At 66.7% G+C, this 21,010-nt stretch carries 14 protein-coding genes; 6 read left to right on the forward strand and 8 right to left on the reverse strand.

Going from position 1 to position 21,010, the window contains the following annotated elements:
• From V6M37_RS03285 to V6M37_RS03300, 4 genes are all read right to left on the reverse strand, one after another.
• Positions 1 to 522: branched-chain amino acid ABC transporter permease (locus tag V6M37_RS03285; protein ID WP_332671026.1), on the reverse strand; the 522-nt coding region annotated here is incomplete at its 3' end.
• A gap of 69 nt (positions 523 to 591) precedes the next feature.
• Complete coding sequence (locus V6M37_RS03290) at positions 592 to 1,518, reverse strand: branched-chain amino acid ABC transporter permease (RefSeq protein ID WP_332671027.1); 927 nt, start codon at positions 1,516 to 1,518, stop codon at positions 592 to 594.
• 34 nt (positions 1,519 to 1,552) lie between these two features.
• On the reverse strand, positions 1,553 to 2,389 hold the full coding sequence (locus tag V6M37_RS03295; RefSeq protein WP_332671028.1) for an ABC transporter ATP-binding protein: 837 nt from the start codon (positions 2,387 to 2,389) through the stop codon (positions 1,553 to 1,555).
• Positions 2,390 to 2,399: 10 nt separating this feature from the next.
• Positions 2,400 to 4,373: an AMP-dependent synthetase/ligase gene (locus tag V6M37_RS03300; RefSeq protein ID WP_332671030.1), complete on the reverse strand. Its 1,974-nt coding sequence runs from the start codon at positions 4,371 to 4,373 to the stop codon at positions 2,400 to 2,402.
• A 442-nt stretch (positions 4,374 to 4,815) separates the two neighbouring features.
• On the opposite strand from V6M37_RS03300, the gene V6M37_RS03305 reads away from it, so the two are divergent.
• Together V6M37_RS03305 and V6M37_RS03310 are read left to right on the forward strand one after the other, a co-directional pair.
• Positions 4,816 to 5,454: a DedA family protein gene (locus V6M37_RS03305; protein WP_332671031.1), complete on the forward strand. Its 639-nt coding sequence runs from the start codon at positions 4,816 to 4,818 to the stop codon at positions 5,452 to 5,454.
• A gap of 217 nt (positions 5,455 to 5,671) precedes the next feature.
• On the forward strand, positions 5,672 to 7,549 hold the full coding sequence (locus V6M37_RS03310; RefSeq protein ID WP_332671033.1) for a putative bifunctional diguanylate cyclase/phosphodiesterase: 1,878 nt from the start codon (positions 5,672 to 5,674) through the stop codon (positions 7,547 to 7,549).
• A gap of 235 nt (positions 7,550 to 7,784) precedes the next feature.
• Here the strand turns inward: V6M37_RS03310 and icmF are convergent, their stop codons facing one another.
• The gene (icmF, locus tag V6M37_RS03315) at positions 7,785 to 11,063 is read right to left on the reverse strand and encodes a fused isobutyryl-CoA mutase/GTPase IcmF (RefSeq protein WP_332671035.1); all 3,279 of its coding nucleotides are present in this window, start codon (positions 11,061 to 11,063) and stop codon (positions 7,785 to 7,787) included.
• 220 nt (positions 11,064 to 11,283) lie between these two features.
• Between icmF and V6M37_RS03320 the strand changes: the two genes are divergently transcribed.
• The 4 genes from V6M37_RS03320 (at position 11,284) to V6M37_RS03335 (ending at position 16,008) form a co-directional block, all read left to right on the forward strand.
• Positions 11,284 to 12,342: an AraC family transcriptional regulator gene (locus V6M37_RS03320; protein WP_332671036.1), complete on the forward strand. Its 1,059-nt coding sequence runs from the start codon at positions 11,284 to 11,286 to the stop codon at positions 12,340 to 12,342.
• Between the two features lie 79 nt (positions 12,343 to 12,421).
• Positions 12,422 to 14,530, forward strand: a complete 2,109-nt coding sequence (locus V6M37_RS03325) for a PAS-domain containing protein (protein WP_332671037.1) — start codon at positions 12,422 to 12,424, stop codon at positions 14,528 to 14,530.
• Entirely contained in the window at positions 14,527 to 15,252 is a 726-nt protein-coding gene (locus tag V6M37_RS03330; RefSeq protein WP_332671038.1) for a response regulator transcription factor, read from the forward strand. The genes V6M37_RS03325 and V6M37_RS03330 overlap by 4 nt, the downstream gene beginning before the upstream one ends.
• Before the next feature lie 279 nt (positions 15,253 to 15,531).
• Positions 15,532 to 16,008, forward strand: a complete 477-nt coding sequence (locus tag V6M37_RS03335; RefSeq protein ID WP_332671040.1) for a VOC family protein — start codon at positions 15,532 to 15,534, stop codon at positions 16,006 to 16,008.
• A 45-nt stretch (positions 16,009 to 16,053) separates the two neighbouring features.
• Here the strand turns inward: V6M37_RS03335 and ypfJ are convergent, their stop codons facing one another.
• The 3 genes from ypfJ to accC form a co-directional block, all read right to left on the reverse strand.
• Positions 16,054 to 16,920, reverse strand: a complete 867-nt coding sequence (ypfJ, locus tag V6M37_RS03340) for a KPN_02809 family neutral zinc metallopeptidase (RefSeq protein ID WP_332671042.1) — start codon at positions 16,918 to 16,920, stop codon at positions 16,054 to 16,056.
• A 201-nt stretch (positions 16,921 to 17,121) separates the two neighbouring features.
• Positions 17,122 to 18,498, reverse strand: coding sequence for a KamA family radical SAM protein (locus tag V6M37_RS03345; protein WP_332671043.1), 1,377 nt, complete (start codon positions 18,496 to 18,498; stop codon positions 17,122 to 17,124).
• Positions 18,499 to 19,008: 510 nt separating this feature from the next.
• Positions 19,009 to 21,000 (reverse strand): acetyl-CoA carboxylase biotin carboxylase subunit, encoded by a 1,992-nt coding sequence (gene accC / locus V6M37_RS03350; protein ID WP_332671045.1) that lies wholly within the window; start codon positions 20,998 to 21,000, stop codon positions 19,009 to 19,011.
• Positions 21,001 to 21,010: the final 10 nt, after the last annotated feature.

Genomic DNA, 21,010 nt, shown 5'->3' on the forward strand with positions numbered 1-21,010 from the left:
CACGAAGCCGAGGATCTCGACCTGCTGCGCGGTGATGACGCCCGACGACGAGTGGTTCGAGAACCACGGGAACTTCACGAGCGCCCAGACGATGAAGAACTGCGCCGCGAGCGTCGCGACCGCGAGGTAGAAGCCCTTGATGCGCAGGCTCGGCAGGCCGAACGCGACGCCGACCAAGGCCGCGCACAGCCCGCCCGCCATCAGCGCGACGACGAATGGAATGCCGTCGAGACGCAGCATGAAGTTGTACGCGCCGAACGCGCCGACCGCCATGAACGCCGCCGAGCCGAGCGACAGCTGCCCGGCGTAGCCGGTGAGGATGTTCAGCCCGATCGCGGCCAGCGAGAAGATCAGCACCGGAATCAGGATCGCCTGCAGCCAGTACTCGTTCGCGAGCGCCGGCACGGCGAGGAAGAAGAAGCCGAGGATCGCGAGGAATCCGAGCTTGTCCTGGCGGATCGGGAAGATCTGCTGATCCGCCTGGTAACTGGCCTTGAACTGGCCCGCTTCGCGGTAAAGCATGCGTTGTCTCCGTTGTCTTTGTCGTCGCCGCCCGCGTCTTTGCGGCGGCGCGGATCGTCGTATCGGTCGTCAGACGCGGTCGATGTGGCGCTCGCCGAAGAGACCTTCGGGGCGGATCAGCAGGAAGCCGAGCGCGAGGACGTACGGGAACCAGCCTTCGATGCCGCCGCCGACGAAGGGGCCGACATAGACTTCGGCGAGTTTCTCGGATGCGCCGATGATCAGCCCGCCCACGATCGCGCCCGGCACCGACGTGAAGCCGCCGAGGATCAGCACCGGCAGCGCCTTCAGCGCGGTGAAGGTCAGTGCGAACTGCACACCGCTCCTCGCGCCCCAGATCAGGCCGGCGACGAGCGCGACGAAACCCGCCACCGCCCAGACGATCGCCCAGATGTGCTGCAGCGGGATGCCGATCGACAGCGCCGCCTGGTGGTCGTCGGCAACCGCGCGCAGCGCGCGACCGACTTTCGTGTATTGGAAAAGCAGCGCGAGCGACGCGACCAAGGCTCCGGCGAGCGCCGCGGCGAAGAGGTCGAACTTCGACACGAGGATGTCGGCGCTCTCCATGATCCACTCGACCGGCTCGTCGGCGATACCGAGGCTCAGTCCCCGCACGTTCGCGCCCCAGATCGCCTGCGCGATACCTTCGACCAGGAAAGTCAGGCCGATCGTGGCCATGAACAAGGTGATCGGCGGCTGGTTCACGAGCGGCCGCAGCACGATCTTCTCGGTCAGTATCCCGAGCATGATCATCGACGCGAGCGCGAGCACGAACGCGAGCCAGAACACGGTATTGCCGTCAGCCTCCAGCCCGGTCCAGCCGGGCAGCACTTCGCGGAAGCCGACGAAAGTCAGCGCGGCGAAGAACACCATCGCGCCCTGCGCGAAGTTGAACACGCCGGACGCCTTGTAGATCAGCACGAAGCCGAGGGCGACCAGCGCGTACAGCACCCCCGACAGCAGGCCGCCGATCAGCACTTCGAAAAAGAACGTCATTCCTGTCTCCTCGTCCCTGTCATTCGTGCGTCGTCTAGTGCGACGTGCCCAGATAGGCGGCGATGACTTCGGGGTTGTTCTTCACTTCGTCGGGCGCGCCGTCGCCGATCTTCTTGCCGTAGTCGAGCACGACGACGCGGTCCGAGATGTCCATGACGACGCCCATGTCGTGTTCGATCAGCACGATCGTCGTGCCGAACTGGTCGTTCACGTCGAGGATGAAGCGGCACATGTCCTGTTTCTCCTCGACGTTCATGCCGGCCATCGGCTCGTCGAGCAGCAGCAGCGACGGCTCCGCGGCGAGCGCGCGACCGAGCTCGACGCGCTTCTGCAGGCCGTACGGCAGGCGCCCGACCGGCGTCTTGCGGATGCTCTGGATCTCGAGGAAGTCGATGACCTCCTCGACCTTGCGCCGGTGCTCGATCTCCTCCTTCTGCGCGCGGCCCCAGAACAGCGCGTGCGCGAACAGCCCGCATTTCATCTTCAGGTTGCGCCCGGTCATGATGTTGTCGATGACGGTCATGCCCTTGAAGAGCGCGATGTTCTGGAAGGTGCGCGCGATGCCCTGCGCGGCGGCGACGTGCGGCTCCATCTTCTGCCGCGGCTCGCCGCGGAACAGGATGCGGCCTTCCTGGGGGTGGTAGACGCCGTTGATGACGTTCAGCATCGAGCTCTTGCCGGCGCCGTTCGGGCCGATGATCGAGCGGATCTCGTGCTCGCGGATGTCGAAGCTGATGTTCGTCAGCGCCTTCACACCGCCGAACGACAGCGAGATGTTCTGCAGGTCGAGGATCACCTCTCCGACGCGGCGCTCGGTCGCGGTCGGCGCTTGCTGGAGTTGGGCGCCGGGGGCCAGGTCGTTCATCATCATGCTCCTCTCCTCACGCGGCCCGCTTCGCGGCCTGCGGCGCGAAGGTCTTCGCATCCTCGATGCGCAGGTCGGCACTGACGCGGCCTTCGCGACCGTCCTCGTACTTCACGACCGTCTCGATGTGCTGGCTCGTGCGGTCCGAGAAGAGCGCGTCGATCAGCGCGTCGTAGCGCTCGGCGATGAAGTTGCGGCGGACCTTCCTCGTGCGCGTGAGTTCGCCGTCGTCGGCGTCGAGCTCCTTATGCAGGATCAGGAAGCGCCGGATCTGCGAGCCGCTCATCTTCGGGTCGGCCGCGAGATCCGCATTGACCTTCTCGACGCAGTCGCGGATCAGCTCGTACACCGCCGGCTGCGCCGCGAGGTCGGTGTAGCCCGAGTACGCCATGCCTTTGCGCTCGGCCCAGTTGCCGACGGCTTCGAGGTCGATGTTGATGAACGCGGTCACGAAGTCGCGCCCGTTGCCGAACGTCACCGCCTCCTTGATGTGCTGGAAGAACTTCAGCTTGTTCTCGATGTAGTTCGGCGCGAACATCGAGCCGTCATTGAGCCGGCCGACGTCCTTCGCGCGGTCGATGATCTTGAGATGTCCGTCGGCGTCGAAGAAGCCCGCGTCGCCGGTCATGAAGTAGCCGTCGGCGTCGATCGACTCGGCGGTCGCGTCCGGGCGCTTGTAGTACGCCTTCAGCAGCATCGGCCCCTTGACGAGGATCTCGCCGTTATCGGCGAGCTTCACCTCGACGAACGGCGCCGGCTTGCCGACCGAGTCGAGCTTGATCTGGCCGTCCGGCTGCAGGCAAACGTACGCGCAGGTCTCGGTCTGGCCGTAGAACTGCTTCAGGTTCACGCCGATCGAGCGGTAGAAGCGGAACAGATCCGGCCCGATCGCGGCGCCCGCGGTGTAGGCGACGCGGATGCGGCTCATGCCGAGCACGTTCTTCAGCGGCCCGTAGACGACGAGGTCGCCGAGCCGGTACAGCAGCCGGTCCGCGACCGACACCGGCTTGCCGTCGAGAAGGTCGGCCCCGCAGCGGCGCGCGACGTCCATGAAATAGCGGAACAGCGCGCGCTTGACCGCGCCGGCGTCCTCCATGCGGATCATCACCTGCGTCAGCAGGTTCTCGAACACCCGCGGCGGCGCGAAGTAATACGTCGGGCCGATCTCGCGCAAGTCCGTCATCACCGTCTCGCCGGACTCGGGGCAGTTGATCGAGAAGCCCGCGACCATCGCCTGCGCGAACGAGAACAGGTGATCGCCGACCCACGCCATCGGCAGATACGACAGGATGTCCTCGCGGTCGGTGAGCCCGTCGACCTGCATCGCGCCGGTCGCCGCGGCGATGAACGCGCCGTGCGTCTGGCATACGCCTTTCGGCTTGCCGGTGGTGCCCGAGGTGTACAGCATCACCGACACGTCGTCGGGCGCGCCCTTGTCGATCTCGGCGTCGAGGAAGTCCGGATGATTGCGGTCGTGGCTGCGCCCCGTCTCCTGCAGCGCGTCGAGCGCCATCAGCAGCGTCTGCGTGTAGTGGCGCAGGCCGCGCGCATCGTCGTAGATCACGTGGCGGAGGAAGGGCACGTCGGACTGGACTTCGAGCAGCTTGTCGACCTGCTCCTGGTCCTCGACGATCGCGAACTGGATCTCGGCGTCCTGCAGCACGTAGGTCATTTCCTGCGCGACCGCGTCCTGGTACAGCATCACCGGAATGCCGCCGAGGCACTGGCACGCGGCGACCGACCAGTACAGTCGCGGCCGGTTGTCGCCGATGATCGCGAGGCGGTCGCCGCGCTTGAAGCCGAGTTCCGCGAGGCCGCAGGCGATCGCACGGACGTTCTGCGCGACCTCGGCCCACGTGTACGTCTGCCAGATGCCGTATTCCTTCTCGCGCATCGCCGGCCGCGTCGAACGCACCGCGGCGTGATGCATCAGCAGCCGCGGGAACGTGTCCAGCGCGGCCGCCTGCGAGGTTTGCCCGCTGTCGGACATACCCACCTCCTCCTTTGGTCCAATTCCGTCGTCTCGGCCGGCCGCGGTGTAGTCGTTATCGGCGGCCGGGGGTGGGCGCGTCGTGGCGCCCGGCGTCGGTCGGTCCCGGGGACCGTTTCGCGCTGTTGTCGGGTCGCAGTGTCGCAAGCCATGTTTGCGCAACTGTTTGGGAAATGTACTCAATTGTTGCATTCGCGCTTCCGGCCGCGGCGCGAGGTCGCGAGCTCCCCGATTCGTCCCATTCGTCATCGAAATCGTGCCTTCGTGGCGTGCGTGGACCCTGAAGCACCAGCAACTCGCCCGCTGCTCGAGCGGTGCGGGGTTCCACTTGCCACCAACCGCTTCGTAACAGTGTTGCGGCCGCCCCGCCGGCGGCGGTTGGCGCATCGCGGCGTCGGGTAAAATCGCGCTCCCTGTCGACGTCACCCACTGCCTTTCGCCCATGGAACTTCTCGATCTCTTCCTCGATATCGTCCTGCACCTCGATCGGCATCTCGAAGTGCTGGTGCAGTCGTACGGCATCTGGATCTACGCGATCCTGTTCGCGGTGATCTTCAGCGAGACGGGTTTCGTCGTCACGCCGTTCCTGCCGGGCGACTCGCTGCTGTTCGTCGCCGGCGCGCTCGCCGCAATCGGGCGCATGGACATCGCGACGCTGATCGCGGTCCTGACGATCGCGGCGGTCCTTGGCAACACGGTCAACTACGCGATCGGCCGCTATTTCGGCCCGCGGGTCTTCCACTGGAAAGAGTCGCGCCTCTTCAACCGGTCGGCGCTCGAAAAGACCCACGCGTTCTACGAGAAACACGGCGGCAAGACGCTCGTCATCTCGCGCTTTCTGCCGCTGTTCCGGACCTTCGCGCCGTTCGTTGCCGGCATCGGCAGCATGACGTACGCGCGCTTCACGCTGTTCAACGTCATCGGCGCGCTCGCCTGGGTGGTGTCGCTGACGCTCGCCGGCTACTGGTTCGGCAACATGCCGTGGATCAAGCAGAACCTCACCGCCGTCATCGTCGCGATCATCGTGCTGTCGCTGGTGCCGGTCGGGATCGGAGCCTGGAAATCGCGGTCCACCGCTTGAGACGTGACGCACGCCGCAGCGCCCGGTGGCACTTCATTGCGCCCCCTACTGCCGGGCTCTAGGATGACTTCAAGGAGGGCGCCGTTCGCGCTGTCCCCCTTTCTTCAACGGTTTTCACCGCGCGACGCGAAGGATAACGAGATATCGTGCCGTACGGGCACGAGTGGACGCCGCGAAGCCGGCTCGAACCGGCCGCGCTCGAGGAAAAGGGGGAACGATGGATTATGCGGAACGTGCGTTGCGCACACTGAGCGCGGGAAATCGCACGCTGCTGCGGGCAGTTGATGAACAGGGCCTGTTGCGCGAAATGTGCCGCGTGATCGTCGAAGTCGGGGGCTACCGCATGGCATGGGTCGGCTTTGCCGAGCATGACGAGCGAAAGACGATCCGCCCCGTCGCCCACTACGGGTTCGAATCCGGGTTTCTCGAAGTCGGCCATTACAACTGGACCGACGAGGAAGGCGGCCCGACCGCCGAAGCCGTAAGAACCGGAAAGCCCGCCGTCGCGCAGGACGTCAGCGCGGTCCTCGCTTCGCACTTGCCGATGCCGCTCACGGAGGCGCTCGATCGGGGTTATGCGTCGGTGGCCGCGTTTCCGCTGATCGTCCGCGGCGAGATCGTCGGCAACCTGACGATCTTCGCGCCCGAGCGCGACGCTTTCCGCGAGCGCGAAGTCGCGCTGCTCGGCGAGATGGCCGACGACCTCGCGTTCGGGATCGACACCCTCAGGGTTCGCGCGAGTCACCGGGAGGCGGAAGAAACGATCCGCCGCATGGCCTACTTCGACACGCTGACCGACCTGCCGAACCGCACGTCGCTGCAGCAGGAGCTGGCCGGTTCGATCGAAGCGGTTCAGGCGGCGCACCACCCGCTGGCGATGCTGATCATCAAGATCGGCCGCTTCCAGGAAATCGGCGACACGCTCGGCTACCAGGAAGCCGACCTCCTCGTGCTCGAGATGTCGAAGCGGCTGTCGCAACTCGCGGGCGAGGGCCGGACGATTGCGCGCGCCGGCGAGGACGAATTCGCGCTGGTGCTGCCGGAAACGAGCGCCGAGGTCGCCCTCCGTCTCGCGCAGCGGATGATGCGCGAAGTCTGCGACCCGGTGCCTGTCGGCAGCCTGACCGTCGACCCGCACGCCTTCATCGGCATCGCGATGTTTCCGGGGCACGGCAACACGCCGGACGCGATCCTGCGGCGGGCGAAGATCGCCGCGGGACAGGCGCGCAACACGATCGGGAAGATCGCGCTCTACAAAGGGACTGTCGACCAGGAATGCACGCGGCGCCTCGCGCTGATGAGCGACCTGCGCACCGCGATCGACAAGCACGAGTTGCTGCTCTATTGCCAGCCCAAGGTCGCCATCGCGACCGGACGGGTGTGCGGCGCCGAAGCGCTGGTGCGCTGGGAGCATCCGCAGCACGGGATGGTCGCAACCGGCGAATTCATCTCGCTCGCCGAGCGGGCCGGCCTCATCATGCCGCTGACGCGCTGGGTGCTCGAGACCGCGTTCCGGCAGAGCCACACCTGGTACGAAAGCGGCATCCGGCAGCCGCTGTCGGTCAACCTGTCGGCGCAGGACCTGCGCGATCCGCGCCTCGTCGATCGCATCGCGAGCCTGTTCGCAACCTGGGCGATGCCGCCGGAGATGGTGCAGTTCGAGCTGACCGAGAGCGCCCTGATGGAAGACCCGGCCGGCGCACTCGAGACACTCGCCCAACTCAAGGGGCTCGGCGTCGAACTCTCGATCGACGATTACGGCACCGGCTATTCGAGTCTCAGCTACCTGCAGAAGCTGCCCGTCGACGCGCTGAAGATCGACCAGTCGTTCGTCGGGAGCATGCTGACGAACGCGGGCTCGGCGGTCATCGTGCGCTCGACGGTCGAGCTCGGCCACAACCTCGGCCTCGGCGTCATCGCCGAAGGCGTCGAAAGCGAGGCGCTATGGGACGGCCTGCGCGCCCTCGGCTGCGACACCGCGCAGGGACATTTCGTCGGCCGCCCGATCCCGGTCGACCAGTTCGTCGACTGGGAAGCCCATTCACCGTGGCGCAAGGATGCACCGCCGGCGGATACGACGACCGTCGCGAGCTGATCGACCGGTTGCGCAAAAACCCCCGTCGGATGGGGACCGGATGCCTCGATCTGGGCAATCTTGCAGTTCGGGCCCCGCAGCGCCCCTAGCACGGCGGCACCCCATACTGGCGGCTGCCACATCCGACGGCTGCGGCACGTGACCTACCTGCGCTAGGGCGAGCGCAACCTTCAAGGAATCGGCAAAAAAACGGCACCCGAAGGTGCCGTTTTCTGTCTCCCGCAGAATCGCGCGCTTACATGCTGCGCCGGTACTGACCGCCGACCTGATACAGCGTCGAGGTGATCTGACCGAGCGAGCAGTAGCGCACGGCGTCGACGAGCACTTCGAACACGTTGCCGTTCTCGATGACCGTCTGGCGCAGCTTCGCGAGCCACTTCGGCGCTTCCGCGGCGTTGCGCGCCTGGAAGTCGGCGAGGCGCGCGAGCTGGCCCTGCTTCTCTTCCTCGGTCGAGCGCGCGAGCTCGATCTCCTGCTGCGCCTGGCCCTTCGGGTTCAGGAAGGTGTTCACGCCGATGATCGGATACGAGCCGTCGTGCTTCTTGTGCTCGTAGTACAGCGATTCCTCCTGGATCTTGCCGCGCTGGTAGCCGGTCTCCATTGCACCGAGCACGCCGCCGCGCGACGCGATCGCCTCGAACTCCTTCAGCACCGCCTCTTCGACGAGGTCGGTGAGCTCGTCGATGATGAAGCTGCCCTGGTTCGGGTTCTCGTTCTTCGCGAGGCCCCATTCGCGGTTGATGATCAGCTGGATCGCCATCGCGCGCCGCACCGATTCCTCGGTCGGCGTCGTGATCGCCTCGTCGTACGCGTTGGTGTGCAGCGAATTGCAGTTGTCGTAGATCGCGATCAGCGCCTGCAGCGTCGTGCGGATGTCGTTGAAGTCCATCTCCTGGGCGTGGAGCGAGCGGCCCGAGGTCTGCACGTGGTACTTCAGCTTCTGGCTGCGCTCGTTCGCGCCGTACTTGTTCTTCATCGCGACGGCCCAGATGCGACGGGCGACGCGGCCGATCACCGAATACTCGGGATCCATGCCGTTCGAGAAGAAGAACGACAGGTTGGGCGCGAAGTCGTCGATGTGCATGCCGCGCGCGAGATACGACTCGACGTAGGTGAAGCCGTTCGACAGCGTGAAGGCAAGCTGCGAGATCGGGTTCGCGCCGGCTTCGGCGATGTGGTAGCCGGAGATCGACACCGAGTAGAAGTTCTGCACCTGGTGATGGACGAAGTACTCCTGGATGTCGCCCATCATCTTCAGCGCGAATTCGGTCGAGAAGATGCAGGTGTTCTGGCCCTGGTCTTCCTTCAGGATGTCGGCCTGCACGGTGCCGCGCACCGACGACAGCGTCCATTCGCGAATCTTCTGGAACTCGGTCTCGGTCGGCTCGCGGCCGTTGTCGGCGCGGAACTTCGCGACCTGCTGGTCCATCGCGGTGTTGAAGAAGAACGCGAGGATGATCGGCGCCGGGCCATTGATCGTCATCGACACCGAGGTCGTCGGCGCGCACAGGTCGAAGCCGTCGTACAGCACCTTCATGTCGTCGAGCGTCGCGATCGACACGCCGGAGTTGCCGATCTTGCCATAGATGTCCGGGCGCACGTCCGGGTCGCAGCCGTACAGCGTCACCGAGTCGAACGCCGTCGACAAGCGGTGCGCGGGCATACCTTCGGAGACCTTCTTGAAGCGGCGGTTCGTGCGGAACGCGTCGCCTTCGCCGGCGAACATCCGCGTCGGGTCCTCGCCTTCGCGCTTGAACGCGAACACGCCGGCGGTGTACGGGAAGGAGCCGGGGACGTTCTCCTTCATCAGGAAGCGCAGCGACTCGCCGTCGTCGTCGAAGTTCGGCAGCGCGACCTTGCGGATCTTGCTGCCCGACAGCGACTCGGACGTCAGCTTGGTGCGGATCTCCTTGTCGCGGATCTTCACGACATACTCGTCGGCGGCGTAGAGCTCCTTCGTCTTCGGCCACATCTCGAGCAGCTTCTTCGCCGTCGGCGTCAGCTCGCCGTCCTTCCAGTCGATCAGTTCGGCGAACGAGCCCGCGTCCTTGCCGCACTGCTCGAACAGTCCCTTCGCGATCTTCAGCGACTGGCGCTCGCGCGCGACCTTCGCCTGCTGCTCGACGTGCTTGTGGTAGTCGCGGACCGTGTCGGCGATCTCCGCGAGGTAGCGCGTGCGCTCGGCCGGGACGATTGCGCGGCCGTGCGAGGACGCCTTCGTCGTGACGAGCGGCAGCGCGCCCAGCTTCGCCTTCAGGCCCTTCTCGACGAGCTTCGGGAACATCGCCTGGTACAGCGCGGTGACGCCGTCGTCGTTGAAGCGCGCGGCCATCGTGCCGAACACCGGCATCGCGTCGGTCGGCTGGCTGAAGAGTTCGCGGTTCCTCTGGTACTGCTTCCTCACGTCGCGCAGCGCGTCGTCAGCGCCCTTGCGGTCGAACTTGTTGATCGCGACGAAGTCGGCGAAGTCGAGCATGTCGATCTTCTCGAGCTGGCTCGCCGCACCGAATTCGGGCGTCATCACATAGAGCGACAGGTCGACAAACGGCACGATCGCCGCGTTGCCCTGGCCGATGCCGGAGGTCTCGACGACGACGAGGTCGAAGCCGACGAGCTTCGTCGCGGCGATGACTTCGGGCAGCGCGGCGGAGATCTCCGAGCCGGTGTCGCGCGTCGCCAGCGAGCGCATGAAGATGTTCTCGTGCTCGATCGCGTTCATGCGGATGCGGTCGCCGAGCAACGCGCCGCCGGTGCGCTTCCGCGACGGGTCGATCGACACGATCGCGAGCTTGAGCTTGTCATTCTGGTCGAGGCGGAAGCGGCGCACGAGCTCGTCGGTCAGCGAGCTCTTGCCCGCGCCGCCGGTCCCGGTGATGCCGAGCGTCGGCGTCTTGAGCTTCGCCGCGGCCTCGACGAGCGCCTTCTTGACGTCGTCGCCGTACGCGCCGTTCTCGAGCGCGGTGATGATGTGCGACAACGCGCGCTGGCGCGGGGCGCGCTCGCCGGTCGTCAGCTGCTTGACGACTTCGTCGGCCGACTGCGGGGCGACTGCGGTGAGGTCGAAGTCCGACTTCTCGACGACGTCGTTGATCATCCCCTGCAGGCCCAGCATCGCGCCGTCTTCCGGCGAATACACGCGCGTGACGCCGTAGTCGTGCAGCTCGCGGATTTCCGACGGCACGATGACGCCGCCGCCGCCGCCGAACACCTTGATGTTCTCGCCGCCGTTGGCCTTCAGGAGGTCGATCATGTACTTGAAGAACTCGACGTGGCCGCCCTGATAACTGGTGATTGCGATGCCCTGCACGTCTTCCTGCAGCGCCGCGTTGACGATCTCGCCGACCGAACGGTTGTGGCCGAGGTGGATGACTTCGGAGCCGGTCGACTGGAGGATCCGCCGCATGATGTTGATCGACGCGTCGTGGCCGTCGAACAGCGCCGCGGCGGTCACGAAGCGGACCTTGTTCTTCGGCTTGAAATTGACGAGCTTCTTGGCTTCGCTGAGGTTGGTCATGTCGATTTCCACGTGATGATCGCTGATGTCCGGCATCTTAGGAGCCGGAGGGAGCGATGGCCATTGTCCGGCCGGACGCTGATCGTGCAAAATTCGCCAACCTTTCGGTCGAACGCACCCCGTTTGCAGACCCCGCACAAAGATGTCCCTGCCCTCCGCCGATGACGCATTCCCAGCCCCTGCGACGCGCCCCGTCCGCAGTCGCCGTGCGACCGTCGCGATGGGCTTCGTCACCGGCATGCTGTCGGGAATGCTCCGGCAGGGGCGCGATCCGAAGGCGTTGCTCGCGGCGACCGGGATCGACCTTGCAGACGCCGCCAGCCGCATTCCGATCGACCGCTACGCGGCGCTCTACAACCGGATCGGGCGCGAGATGGACGACGAGGGCTTCGGACTCTTCGCGCAGCCGATGCGCTCGGGCAGCTTCGAGTTCCTGTGCCGCGGCATGCTCGGGGCGGCGACGCTCGGCGAAGCGCTCGACCGCGCGGCGCGCTTCCTGCGCATCGTGCTGCCCGACCTCGCGTTCGGCGTGCGCCGCGGCGACGGCGACGAGCGCGCGGAGCTGCGCATCACCGAGACCCGCCGTCTCGCAGACCGGCGGGGCGACCCGGCGCGCGTGTTCGCGTTCGAGTGGCTGCTGCGCCTGATCCACTCGGTGTCGTGCTGGCTCGTCAGCCGCGAGCTCGCGCTCGACTCGGTACATTTCCCCTACCCTCGCCCGCCGCACGCCGACGACTACGCGCTGGTGTATACGGAGCATTCGTTCTTCGACGCCGGCACGCTCGTCGCGAGGCTGCGCGACAACCTGCTCGACCTGCCGGTCCGCCGCGACGAGGCCGCGCTCGCCGACTTCCTCGACGGTGCGCCGGGCAAGATCACGATGCTGTACCGGCGCGACCGCGACATGGTGTATCGCGTCCGCGACCTGCTGCGCGACGCACTGCCCGACAACTTGTCGCTCGAGACCGTCTCGCACCGCCTGCACCTGTCGCCGCGCACGCTGCACCGGCGGCTCGAGGAGGAAGGGTCGAGCTTTCGCACGATCAAGGACGCGCTGCGCCGCGACATCGCACTCGCGCGGCTGACCAAGACCGCGCAGCCGGTCGCGCAGATCGGCGCCGAACTCGGCTATGCGGACACGTCCGCGTTCTATCGCGCCGTGGTCGCCTGGACCGGGGTGTCGCCGGAGCGATTCCGGAAGCAGTTGCTGAATCAAGTCGGCTCGCCGGACCTGCCCACCCCGGCACCCGTGTCCCCCGCGCCGCGCCGCGTGAGGTAGTCGGCGCCTCTGCGCCGACGCAGGTGGCTAGAATGGCCGGGCGCTACCACCGCACCGAACCCCGGAGGATGCCCGCCCAATGCTGCGCAACACCCCGACACCGCCCCCTTCGAAGTCGGCACTGCCGTCGCCGAAGCCATCGTCCCAGGAGCTTCGGCGCTACGACCTGCTGCTCGCGGGGCTGGACCTGCTCGACCAAGCGATCGCAGTGTTCGATGCGACGCCGAAGCTCGTCACGTGGAACAAGGCGATGCTGCGCCTGCTGGATTTTCCCGAGAAGATGGTGCGCGTCGGCACGCCGTTCGAGGACTTCGCGCGCTTCAACGCCGAGCGCGGCGAATACGGCGACGGCGACGTCGAAAAGCTCGTTGCCGAGCGCATGGCGGCGGCGCGCGCGTTCCTGCCACACTACGCCGAGCGCGAGCGCCCGAACGGCAAGATCCTCGCGATCCGCGGCGTGCCGATCCCGAACCTCGGTTTCGTGTCGCTGTGGACCGACATCACCGAGCAGCGCCGCTACGAAGCCGTCATCGAGCGGCAGAACGCCGAACTCGAAGCACGGGTCCGCGCGCGGACCGTCGAACTCGAGAGCGCGAACATCCGCCTCGCACACGCGAACGCGGAAATCGACGAGATCGCCGGCGCGCTACGGCGCAGCGAGGAACGGCTGAAGCTGATCATCGATTCGATTCCGGCGCTGATCGCGTACGTCGGCCGCGACGAGATCTACCAGTTCGCGAACCGTGGCTATGCGGAATGGTTCGGCCTGACGAAGGACACGATCGTCGGGCGCAGCATCACCGAAGTGTTCGGCGCCGAGCTGTATCCGCTCGTCATCGACCAGCTGAAGGTCGCGGTGACCGGCGAGCGCGTCAGCTATGAATATTCGCGCAAGCTCGACAACGGCCGGCGCGTCCATGCGCGCAGCGTGATCGTGCCGGAAGTGTCCACGGAGCGCGAAGTCGTCGGCTACTTCGTGCTGTCGACCGACATCACCGAACAGAAAGCGAGCGAGGCGGCGCTCATACAGGCGCAGAAGATGGAAGCGGTCGGCCAGCTCACCGGCGGGCTCGCGCACGACTTCAACAATCTGCTGACGATCATCATCGGCAACCTTACGGCGCTGCAGCAAAAGCTGCCGGCCGGCGTCGACCGCGCCGAGCACCTCGACCCGGCGCTGCATGCCGCGCGCCGCGGCGCCGACCTCATCAAGCGTCTGCTGACGTTCTCGCGTGGCCAGGGGCTGGAACCGGTCGCGGTCGAGGTCGGCGCACTGGTGCTGAACATGGCGCAGCTGCTGTCGCGGTCACTGACCGAGAACATCCGCCTCGCGACGCGACTGCCGCCGTCGCCGCTGCACGCCTTCGTCGATCCGCACCAACTCGAGAACGCGCTGCTGAACCTCGCGCTGAACGCGCGCGACGCGATGCCGAACGGCGGCGAGCTGACGATCGCGATCCGCGAGCGTCGGATTTCCGCCGCCCAGTCCGCGCGCACCGAACTGCCGGTCGGCGACTACGTGCAGATCGACGTCGCGGACACCGGCAGCGGCATCGACCCCGAACTGCTGCCGCGCCTGTTCGAACCGTTCTTCACGACGAAGCCGTTCGGCCAAGGCAGCGGGCTCGGGCTCGCGATGGTGTACGGCTTCGTCCGCCAGTCGGGCGGCAACATCCGCATCCGCAGCGCGAAGGGCGCCGGCACGACCGTGACCTTCGTGCTGCCGCGCGCGGCGCCTCCCGCCGCTACGTCGGAGGGCAGCGAGAAGGCCGCCGCCGGCAGGGTGCGCGCGACCGCCGGGCCGGTGCTCCTCGTCGAGGACGAGCCCGAAGTGCGGCGCGTCATCCGACTGCAGCTCACCGCGCTCGGCTACCCGGTCCTCGAAGCCGGCGACGGCGTCGAAGCCTGGACGCTGCTCGAAGCGGTGCCCGAAATCGCGATCCTTGTCACCGACACCGTGATGCCGGGCGATATCGGCGGGCGGGAACTCGTCGCGCGCACGCGGGCATTGCGGCCGGACCTGCCGATCCTGATGATCACGGGCTATGCGAGCGACAATGCGCTCGCCGGCACCGCTGAACTCGACGTGCCGATCCTGCGCAAGCCGTTCGAGCAGGACGCGCTCGCCGCGCAGCTCGCGGAGATCCTGGATTCGCCGCCCACGACCGGAACAACGACCGACCGATGACCGACACCCTGCTTCCGCCGCCGCAGATCCTCGTGCTCGAGGACGAGCCGGACATCGCGAAACTCATCTGCAGCGCGCTCGCCGGCTACGGCTTTCGCGCCGACCATGTCGCGACCGGCCGCGAGTTGCTCGCGCGCGCGCGCCAGTCCCCGCCGGATCTCGTGATCGTCGACCTCGGCCTGCCCGACATGGACGGCATGCAGGTCGTGCGCGAGCTGCAGGACGGCAGCCCGTGCGCGGTGCTGATCCTGACCGGGCGCAACGACGTCACCGACCGCGTCCTCGGGCTCGAACTCGGCGCCGACGACTACATCGTCAAACCCTTCGAACCGCGCGAGCTCGTCGCCCGCGTGCGCTCGATCCTGCGCCGCTACCTGCGCGCGCCCGCACCCGAAGCCGACGCCCCCGAGCGCAACGTCGCCGTCTTCGGCAACTGGCGCTTCGACAGCGCGCGCCACGCGCTGATCGGCGCCGACGGCGGCGAAGTGGGCCTCTCCGCCGCCGAAGCCGTGCTGCTGCTCGCGCTGCTGCGCCGGCCGAACAAGATCCTGAGCCGCGAGCAGCTGCTCGGCGAACGCGACGTCGACCCGTTCGACCGCAGCATCGACGTGCGCATCTCGCGGCTGCGCCGCAAGCTCGACGACGACCCGTACAATCCGAAGCTGATCAAGACGGTGTACGGCGCAGGCTACCTGTTCTCGGCTCAAGTCAGCTGGGAGTGAGACCGGCGAGCGCGGCGTCGGGCTTCGCTGTGCGCGACGACCTGCGGCGGTTCGCGCGGCCACGCGCCCCCGCGTAGGTCGGACCGAGCGAAGCGATGTCCGACAAAGGCCGGTTCTCGGCCGTTCGCGTCGGCCTTCGCTGCGCTCACGCCGACCTCCGTCCACGCGGAACCGACGCTCGAGGTCGCCTGCAAACGCGCTTGCGGCTCCTCGCAGCCGGCTCTCGACTCCGTCCTTCTCGCCGGCCATAATTATGAATTCTTAACAACGGAGAGACCCATGGCGCAGCGCCCGTTCAAAATCCTCGGCATCCAGCAGATCGCGATCGGGGGCCCGAGCAAGGAAAAGCTCAAGGCCTTGTGGGTCGACATGCTCGGACTGGAAGTCACCGGCAATTTCGTCAGCGAGCGCGAGAACGTCGACGAGGACATCTGCGCGATGGGCACCGGACCGTTCAAGGTCGAGGTCGATCTGATGCAGCCGCTCGACGCGGACAAGAAACCCGCGGTGCACGCGACGCCGCTGAACCACGTCGGCCTGTGGGTCGACAACCTGCCGGTCGCGGTGGAGTGGCTCAGCACTCAGGGCGTGCGCTTCGCGCCGGGCGGCATCCGCCGCGGCGCGGCCGGCTTCGACATCACCTTCCTGCACCCGAAGGGCAACGACGAGTTCCCGATCGGCGGCGAAGGCGTACTCGTCGAACTGGTCCAGGCGCCGCCGGAAGTCGTCGACGCGTTCGCACGCCTCGCGGGCTGACCGAGCGGCCGGCGCCTTTTAGAGCGCTTGCCGCCCCGTCCGCATTCACAGCGCCCCGGCGCTGAAGGTATCACACGCGCGCAGATCGCCCCGTTCGAGGCCGGTGCGGAACCAGCGCGTGCGCTGGGCGGAGCTGCCGTGCGTGAAGCTGTCGGGGAGGGCCCGCCCCTGCACCTCTTTCTGCAGCCGGTCGTCGCCGATCGCCGACGCGGCGCCCAGCGCCTCCTCGACGTCGCCCGTTTCGAGGATCTGCCGCGTGCGGTCGGCATGATGCCCCCAGACGCCGGCGAGACAGTCGGCCTGCAGTTCGAGCCGAACCGACAGCGCGTTCGCCTCGCGTTCGGACACCCGGCCGCGCGCCTGCTGCACCCGCTCGGAAATCCCGAGCAGGTTCTGCACGTGGTGACCGACTTCGTGCGCGATCACGTACGCCTGCGCGAAGTCGCCGGGCGCCGCGAAACGGCTATGCAACTCGTCGAAGAACGACAGGTCGAGGTAGACCTTCTGATCGGCCGGGCAGTAGAACGGCCCCATTTCGGCTTGGCCGACGCCGCACGCGCTGCGCGTGGCCCCCGTGAACAGCACCATCCGCGGCTCCCGGTATTGGCCGCCGGCGGACTCGAAGATCGGACCCCAGGTGTCCTCGGTATCGGCGAGCACCATCGAGGCGAAGCGTGCGAGCTCGTCTTCGGCCGGCGAGCGCGGCGCGGCGGATTCGGGGGCGGGCGACCGGACGACGCTCGCGGTGTCGAGCACGACGCTCGGGTCGATGCCGAAATACATCGCGACGAGCGCGAGCACGATCGTGCCGATGCCGATGCGCCCGCCACGCCCGCCGAGCCTGAAGCGATGCCCGCCCTCGCCGCGCCGATCCTCGACGTTCTCGCTCTCGCGGTGGTCATCGAATCGCATGTCGCTCTCCCGATAGGTTCCCGTTCGCGGTCGTCCTTCCGACCGGGAGCCTAACCGAAAGCGGCCGATCTCGTGCAACCCGTGCTTCCGCGCCCCCTCGCGCGGTCGCCGGGACGGACGGACGCGCGACGGGGCTGCGTTGCAAGTTCCGCTCCGGGCCCACCCCCGCGAGCGACGGGCGGGCGCCGCCCCCGGCGGACCTCAGCTGTCGTCGCGCATCGCCGCGTACTCGTCCTCCCAGAACCACTTTTCGTCGCCGAAGGCCGGCTTCAGATGGTTCAGCCAGGTCGCCTGCTCGTCGTACTTCGCGAAGAACGGCCGCTGCACCCAGTCGGGGTTGCGCCCCTGGATGAAGCGCAGCACGAACACCTTCTCGCCGGCGACTTCGGTGACGCCCTGGATCTCGACCTTGCCGGGGCTCGCGCTCATGCTCGGCCCGCGCGCGGTCCGTCCGAGTCCCGACACCCGCTGCATCGCGTCGCGATAGATCTCCCACGCGCGCACGAGCGGCACCTCGAAGTAGTTGCGCGCGCCGGTGTCGCGCTCGACGAACATGTAATACGGCACGATGCCGAGGCGCACCTGCGTCTGCCACAGCCGCGCCCACACCGCCGGATCGTCGTTGATGTGCGCGATCAGCGGGCCTTGACCACGGATGACCGCACCCGTCGCGCGCACCCGTTTCACGGCCGCCTGCGCGGGGCCGGTCTCGAGTTCCTTCCAGTGGTTGTAGTGGGCCATCAGCGCGACGTGCTTGCCGCCCGCGACGAGCCGCTCGAGCAGCATCATCAGCTCCTCGGCATCCTCGGCGCCGAGGAAACGGAACGGCCAGAAGCTGAGCGCCTTTGTGCCGATGCGGATCGTCCGGACATGTTCGAACTCCGGCGCGAGCAGCGGCTCGAGATATTCGCGCAGATGCCGCGTCTTCATCACCATCGGGTCGCCGCCGGTGAACAGCACGTCGGTGACTTCCGGGTGCGCGCGCAGGTAAGCGTGCAGCGTGCCGGCTTCCGACGACGCGATCTTCAGTTCCTTGTCGCCGACGAACTGCGCCCATCGGAAGCAGAAGCTGCAATAGCTGTGGCAGGTCTGGCCCTGGCTCGGGAAGAACAGCACTGTCTCGCGGTACTTGTGCTGCATGCCTTCGAGACGGTTGCCGTGCTCGTCGCGCGGCATGTTCATTTCCATCTGGTCGGCGGGGTGCGGGTTCAATTCGTGACGCACGGCAGCGACCGCGGCTTCGACCGCCGTCTTGTCGGCGCCGTCGGCGAGCAGCGCGGCGACCCGCTCGTAGTGCTCCGGCGCGAGCATGCCGCGCTGCGGGAAGGTCAGCTGGAAGATCGGGTCGTCGGGGACGCGGCTCCAGTCGATCAGCTCGTCGATCACGTACTGATTGACGCGGAACGGCAGCACCGAGGAGACGACTTTCATCTCGAAGCGTTGTTCGGCGGGAAGTTTCGCGAGCGGCGCGATCTGATCGAGATCGCGCTGGGTGTAAACCTTGAAAGGCTTCGGCACGAAGCGGGAGGACGCTTCGAGGATGAGCGGGCGGGTCAGCGGATGGACTTTGGCGTTCATCGTAGTCTCCTGAGTGGTCGTTCGAGCATCGCGCGCGGCGCCGGGCGACGGAAGCCCGGCGAGGGTTCCGGTCGAACTTCGGTCTCGTGGCAGCGGTTCGGATGTCGCGATGGAAAGGAAATGCGACGTGCTGCCGTTCAGGAAGGCCATCCGTGCGTCATGACGAATGGCCGTTTGGAGGTCGCATCCTATCTCACGAATTATTTTCGCGCAAATATATCGACACAAAAGCGCGTCGCATGCCGCCATGCTCAGCAGCCCGTTGGCGGGCGACCTCCCGTTTTCGAGCGGCCTGCCCGAAAAATCGGGCGAGTCAATTTCCTTGTGATCGGCGGGGGAACTCGCCCCCCTCAGGTGCGCGCCGCAACTTGAGGTGACACTCGCACGGCATGAGCGGCAGGCAGGCGCCGTGGGCGTCGATACCGTGCACCCAGAAAAATGGGCCCGCTTTCGCGAGCCCAATCAAGTCGGGACGGACGCGTTGCACGCCCGTCCGGCCCGTTGCCAGCCTTACTCGAACTCGACGATCACCTCGTCGACCGCGAGGCTCGCGCCGGCGGTCGCGACGATCTTCTTGACCGTGCCGTCCTGTTCGGCCTTCAGGACGTTTTCCATCTTCATCGCTTCGATGACCGCGAGTTTCTCGCCGGCTTTCACTTCCTGGCCGACGCGGACGGCAATCTCGCGCAGCAGGCCCGGCATCGGCGACAGAAGGAAACGCGACAGATCCGGCGGCAGCTTCGTCGGCATCAGCGACTGCAGCTCCGCCCAGCGTGCGCTCATCACCAGCAGCACCGCCTGCGTGCCGTTGTGCGACAGGCGATAGCGCAGACCGGTGCGCGCGACCTGGACCATGAACGGCTTGCCGTTCAGGCTGCCGTTCATCAGCGTCTCGCCGAACTGCCAGTCCGTGCGCAACGCGAAAGTCTCGCCGGCGAGCTTCACGTCATAGCCGCCATTCGCCGGCAGCACCTCGACGAGGCTGCGCTCGTCGCCGCGGATCACGGTGTAGTCGTCGCCGACGATGCGCTCGTGCCCCGGCATCTGGCCCGAGATCTGCGCGTCGCGGTCTTCGAAGCTGCGATGCAGCGCCGCGGCGACCGCGATGAACAGCGCCGGGTCGTCGTGCGGGACCATCGACGCGTCGAAACCCTTCGGAAATTCCTCGGCGATGAAGCCGGTGTTGAAGTTGCCCGACACGAAGCGCGGATGCTGCATCAGCGCGGCCTGGAACGGAATGTTCGAGTTGATGCCGCGGATTACGAACGCGTTCAGCGCCTCGCGCATCCGCTCGATCGCCTGGTCGCGGTTCGCACCGTGCGTGATCAGCTTGGCGATCATCGAGTCGTAATACATCGAGATCTCGCCGCCTTCATAGACGCCGGTGTCGACTCGCACCTGCCCCGGCACCTCGGCGGGCGGCTGGAATCTCACGAGCCGGCCGGTCGAGGGCAGGAAGCCGCGGAACGGATCTTCGGCGTTGATGCGGCATTCCATCGACCAGCCGTTGATCTTCACGTCGGCCTGGGTGATCGGGAGCTTCTCGCCATTGGCGACACGGATCATCTGCTCGACGAGATCGAGGCCGGTGATGAGTTCCGTGACCGGATGCTCGACCTGCAGGCGGGTGTTCATCTCGAGGAAGTAGAACTCCTTGGTCGCGCCGCTGACCACGAACTCCACCGTGCCGGCCGATTCGTAATTCACCGCGCGCGCCAGCGCCACCGCCTGTTCACCCATCGCCTTGCGCGTCTCGGGGTCGAGGAAGGGGCTCGGCGCCTCCTCGATGACCTTCTGGTGACGGCGCTGGATCGAGCACTCGCGCTCGTTCAGGTACACGTAATTGCCGTGCGAGTCGCCCAGCACCTGGATCTCGATGTGGCGCGGCTCGAGCACGTACTTCTCGATGAACACGCGGTCGTCGCCGAACGAGGCCTTCGCTTCATTGACGCAGGACGAGAAGCCTTCGAAGGCTTCCTCGTCGTTGTACGCGACGCGCAGGCCCTTGCCGCCGCCGCCGGCGGACGCCTTGATCATCACCGGGTAACCGATCTTCTTCGCGATCTCGACCGCCTCGGCCGGGCCGGCAATCGCGTCGTTGTAGCCGGGGATGGTGTTCACGCCGGCTTCGATCGCGAGCTTCTTCGACTCGATCTTGTCGCCCATCTTCGCGACCGAGTAGTGCTTCGGCCCGATGAACTTGATGCCTTCCTCTTCGAGGCGGCGCGAGAACTCGGCGTTTTCCGACAGGAAGCCGTAGCCCGGATGCACCGCCTCGGCGCCGGTCTGCTTGCACGCGGCGATGATCTTGTCCATGACGAGGTACGACTCTTTCGACGCGGCCGGCCCGATGCAGACCGCCTCGTCGGCGAGGTCGACGAAGAGCGCTTCCTTGTCGGCTTCCGAATACACGGCGATCGTCTGGATGCCCATCTTGCGGGCGGTCTTGATGACGCGGCAGGCGATTTCGCCGCGGTTTGCGATCAGAATCTTCTTGAACATGTTGTCGTGT

It is taken from the genome of Aromatoleum sp. (genome assembly GCF_036675785.1).
Lineage (GTDB): Bacteria > Pseudomonadota > Gammaproteobacteria > Burkholderiales > Rhodocyclaceae > Aromatoleum.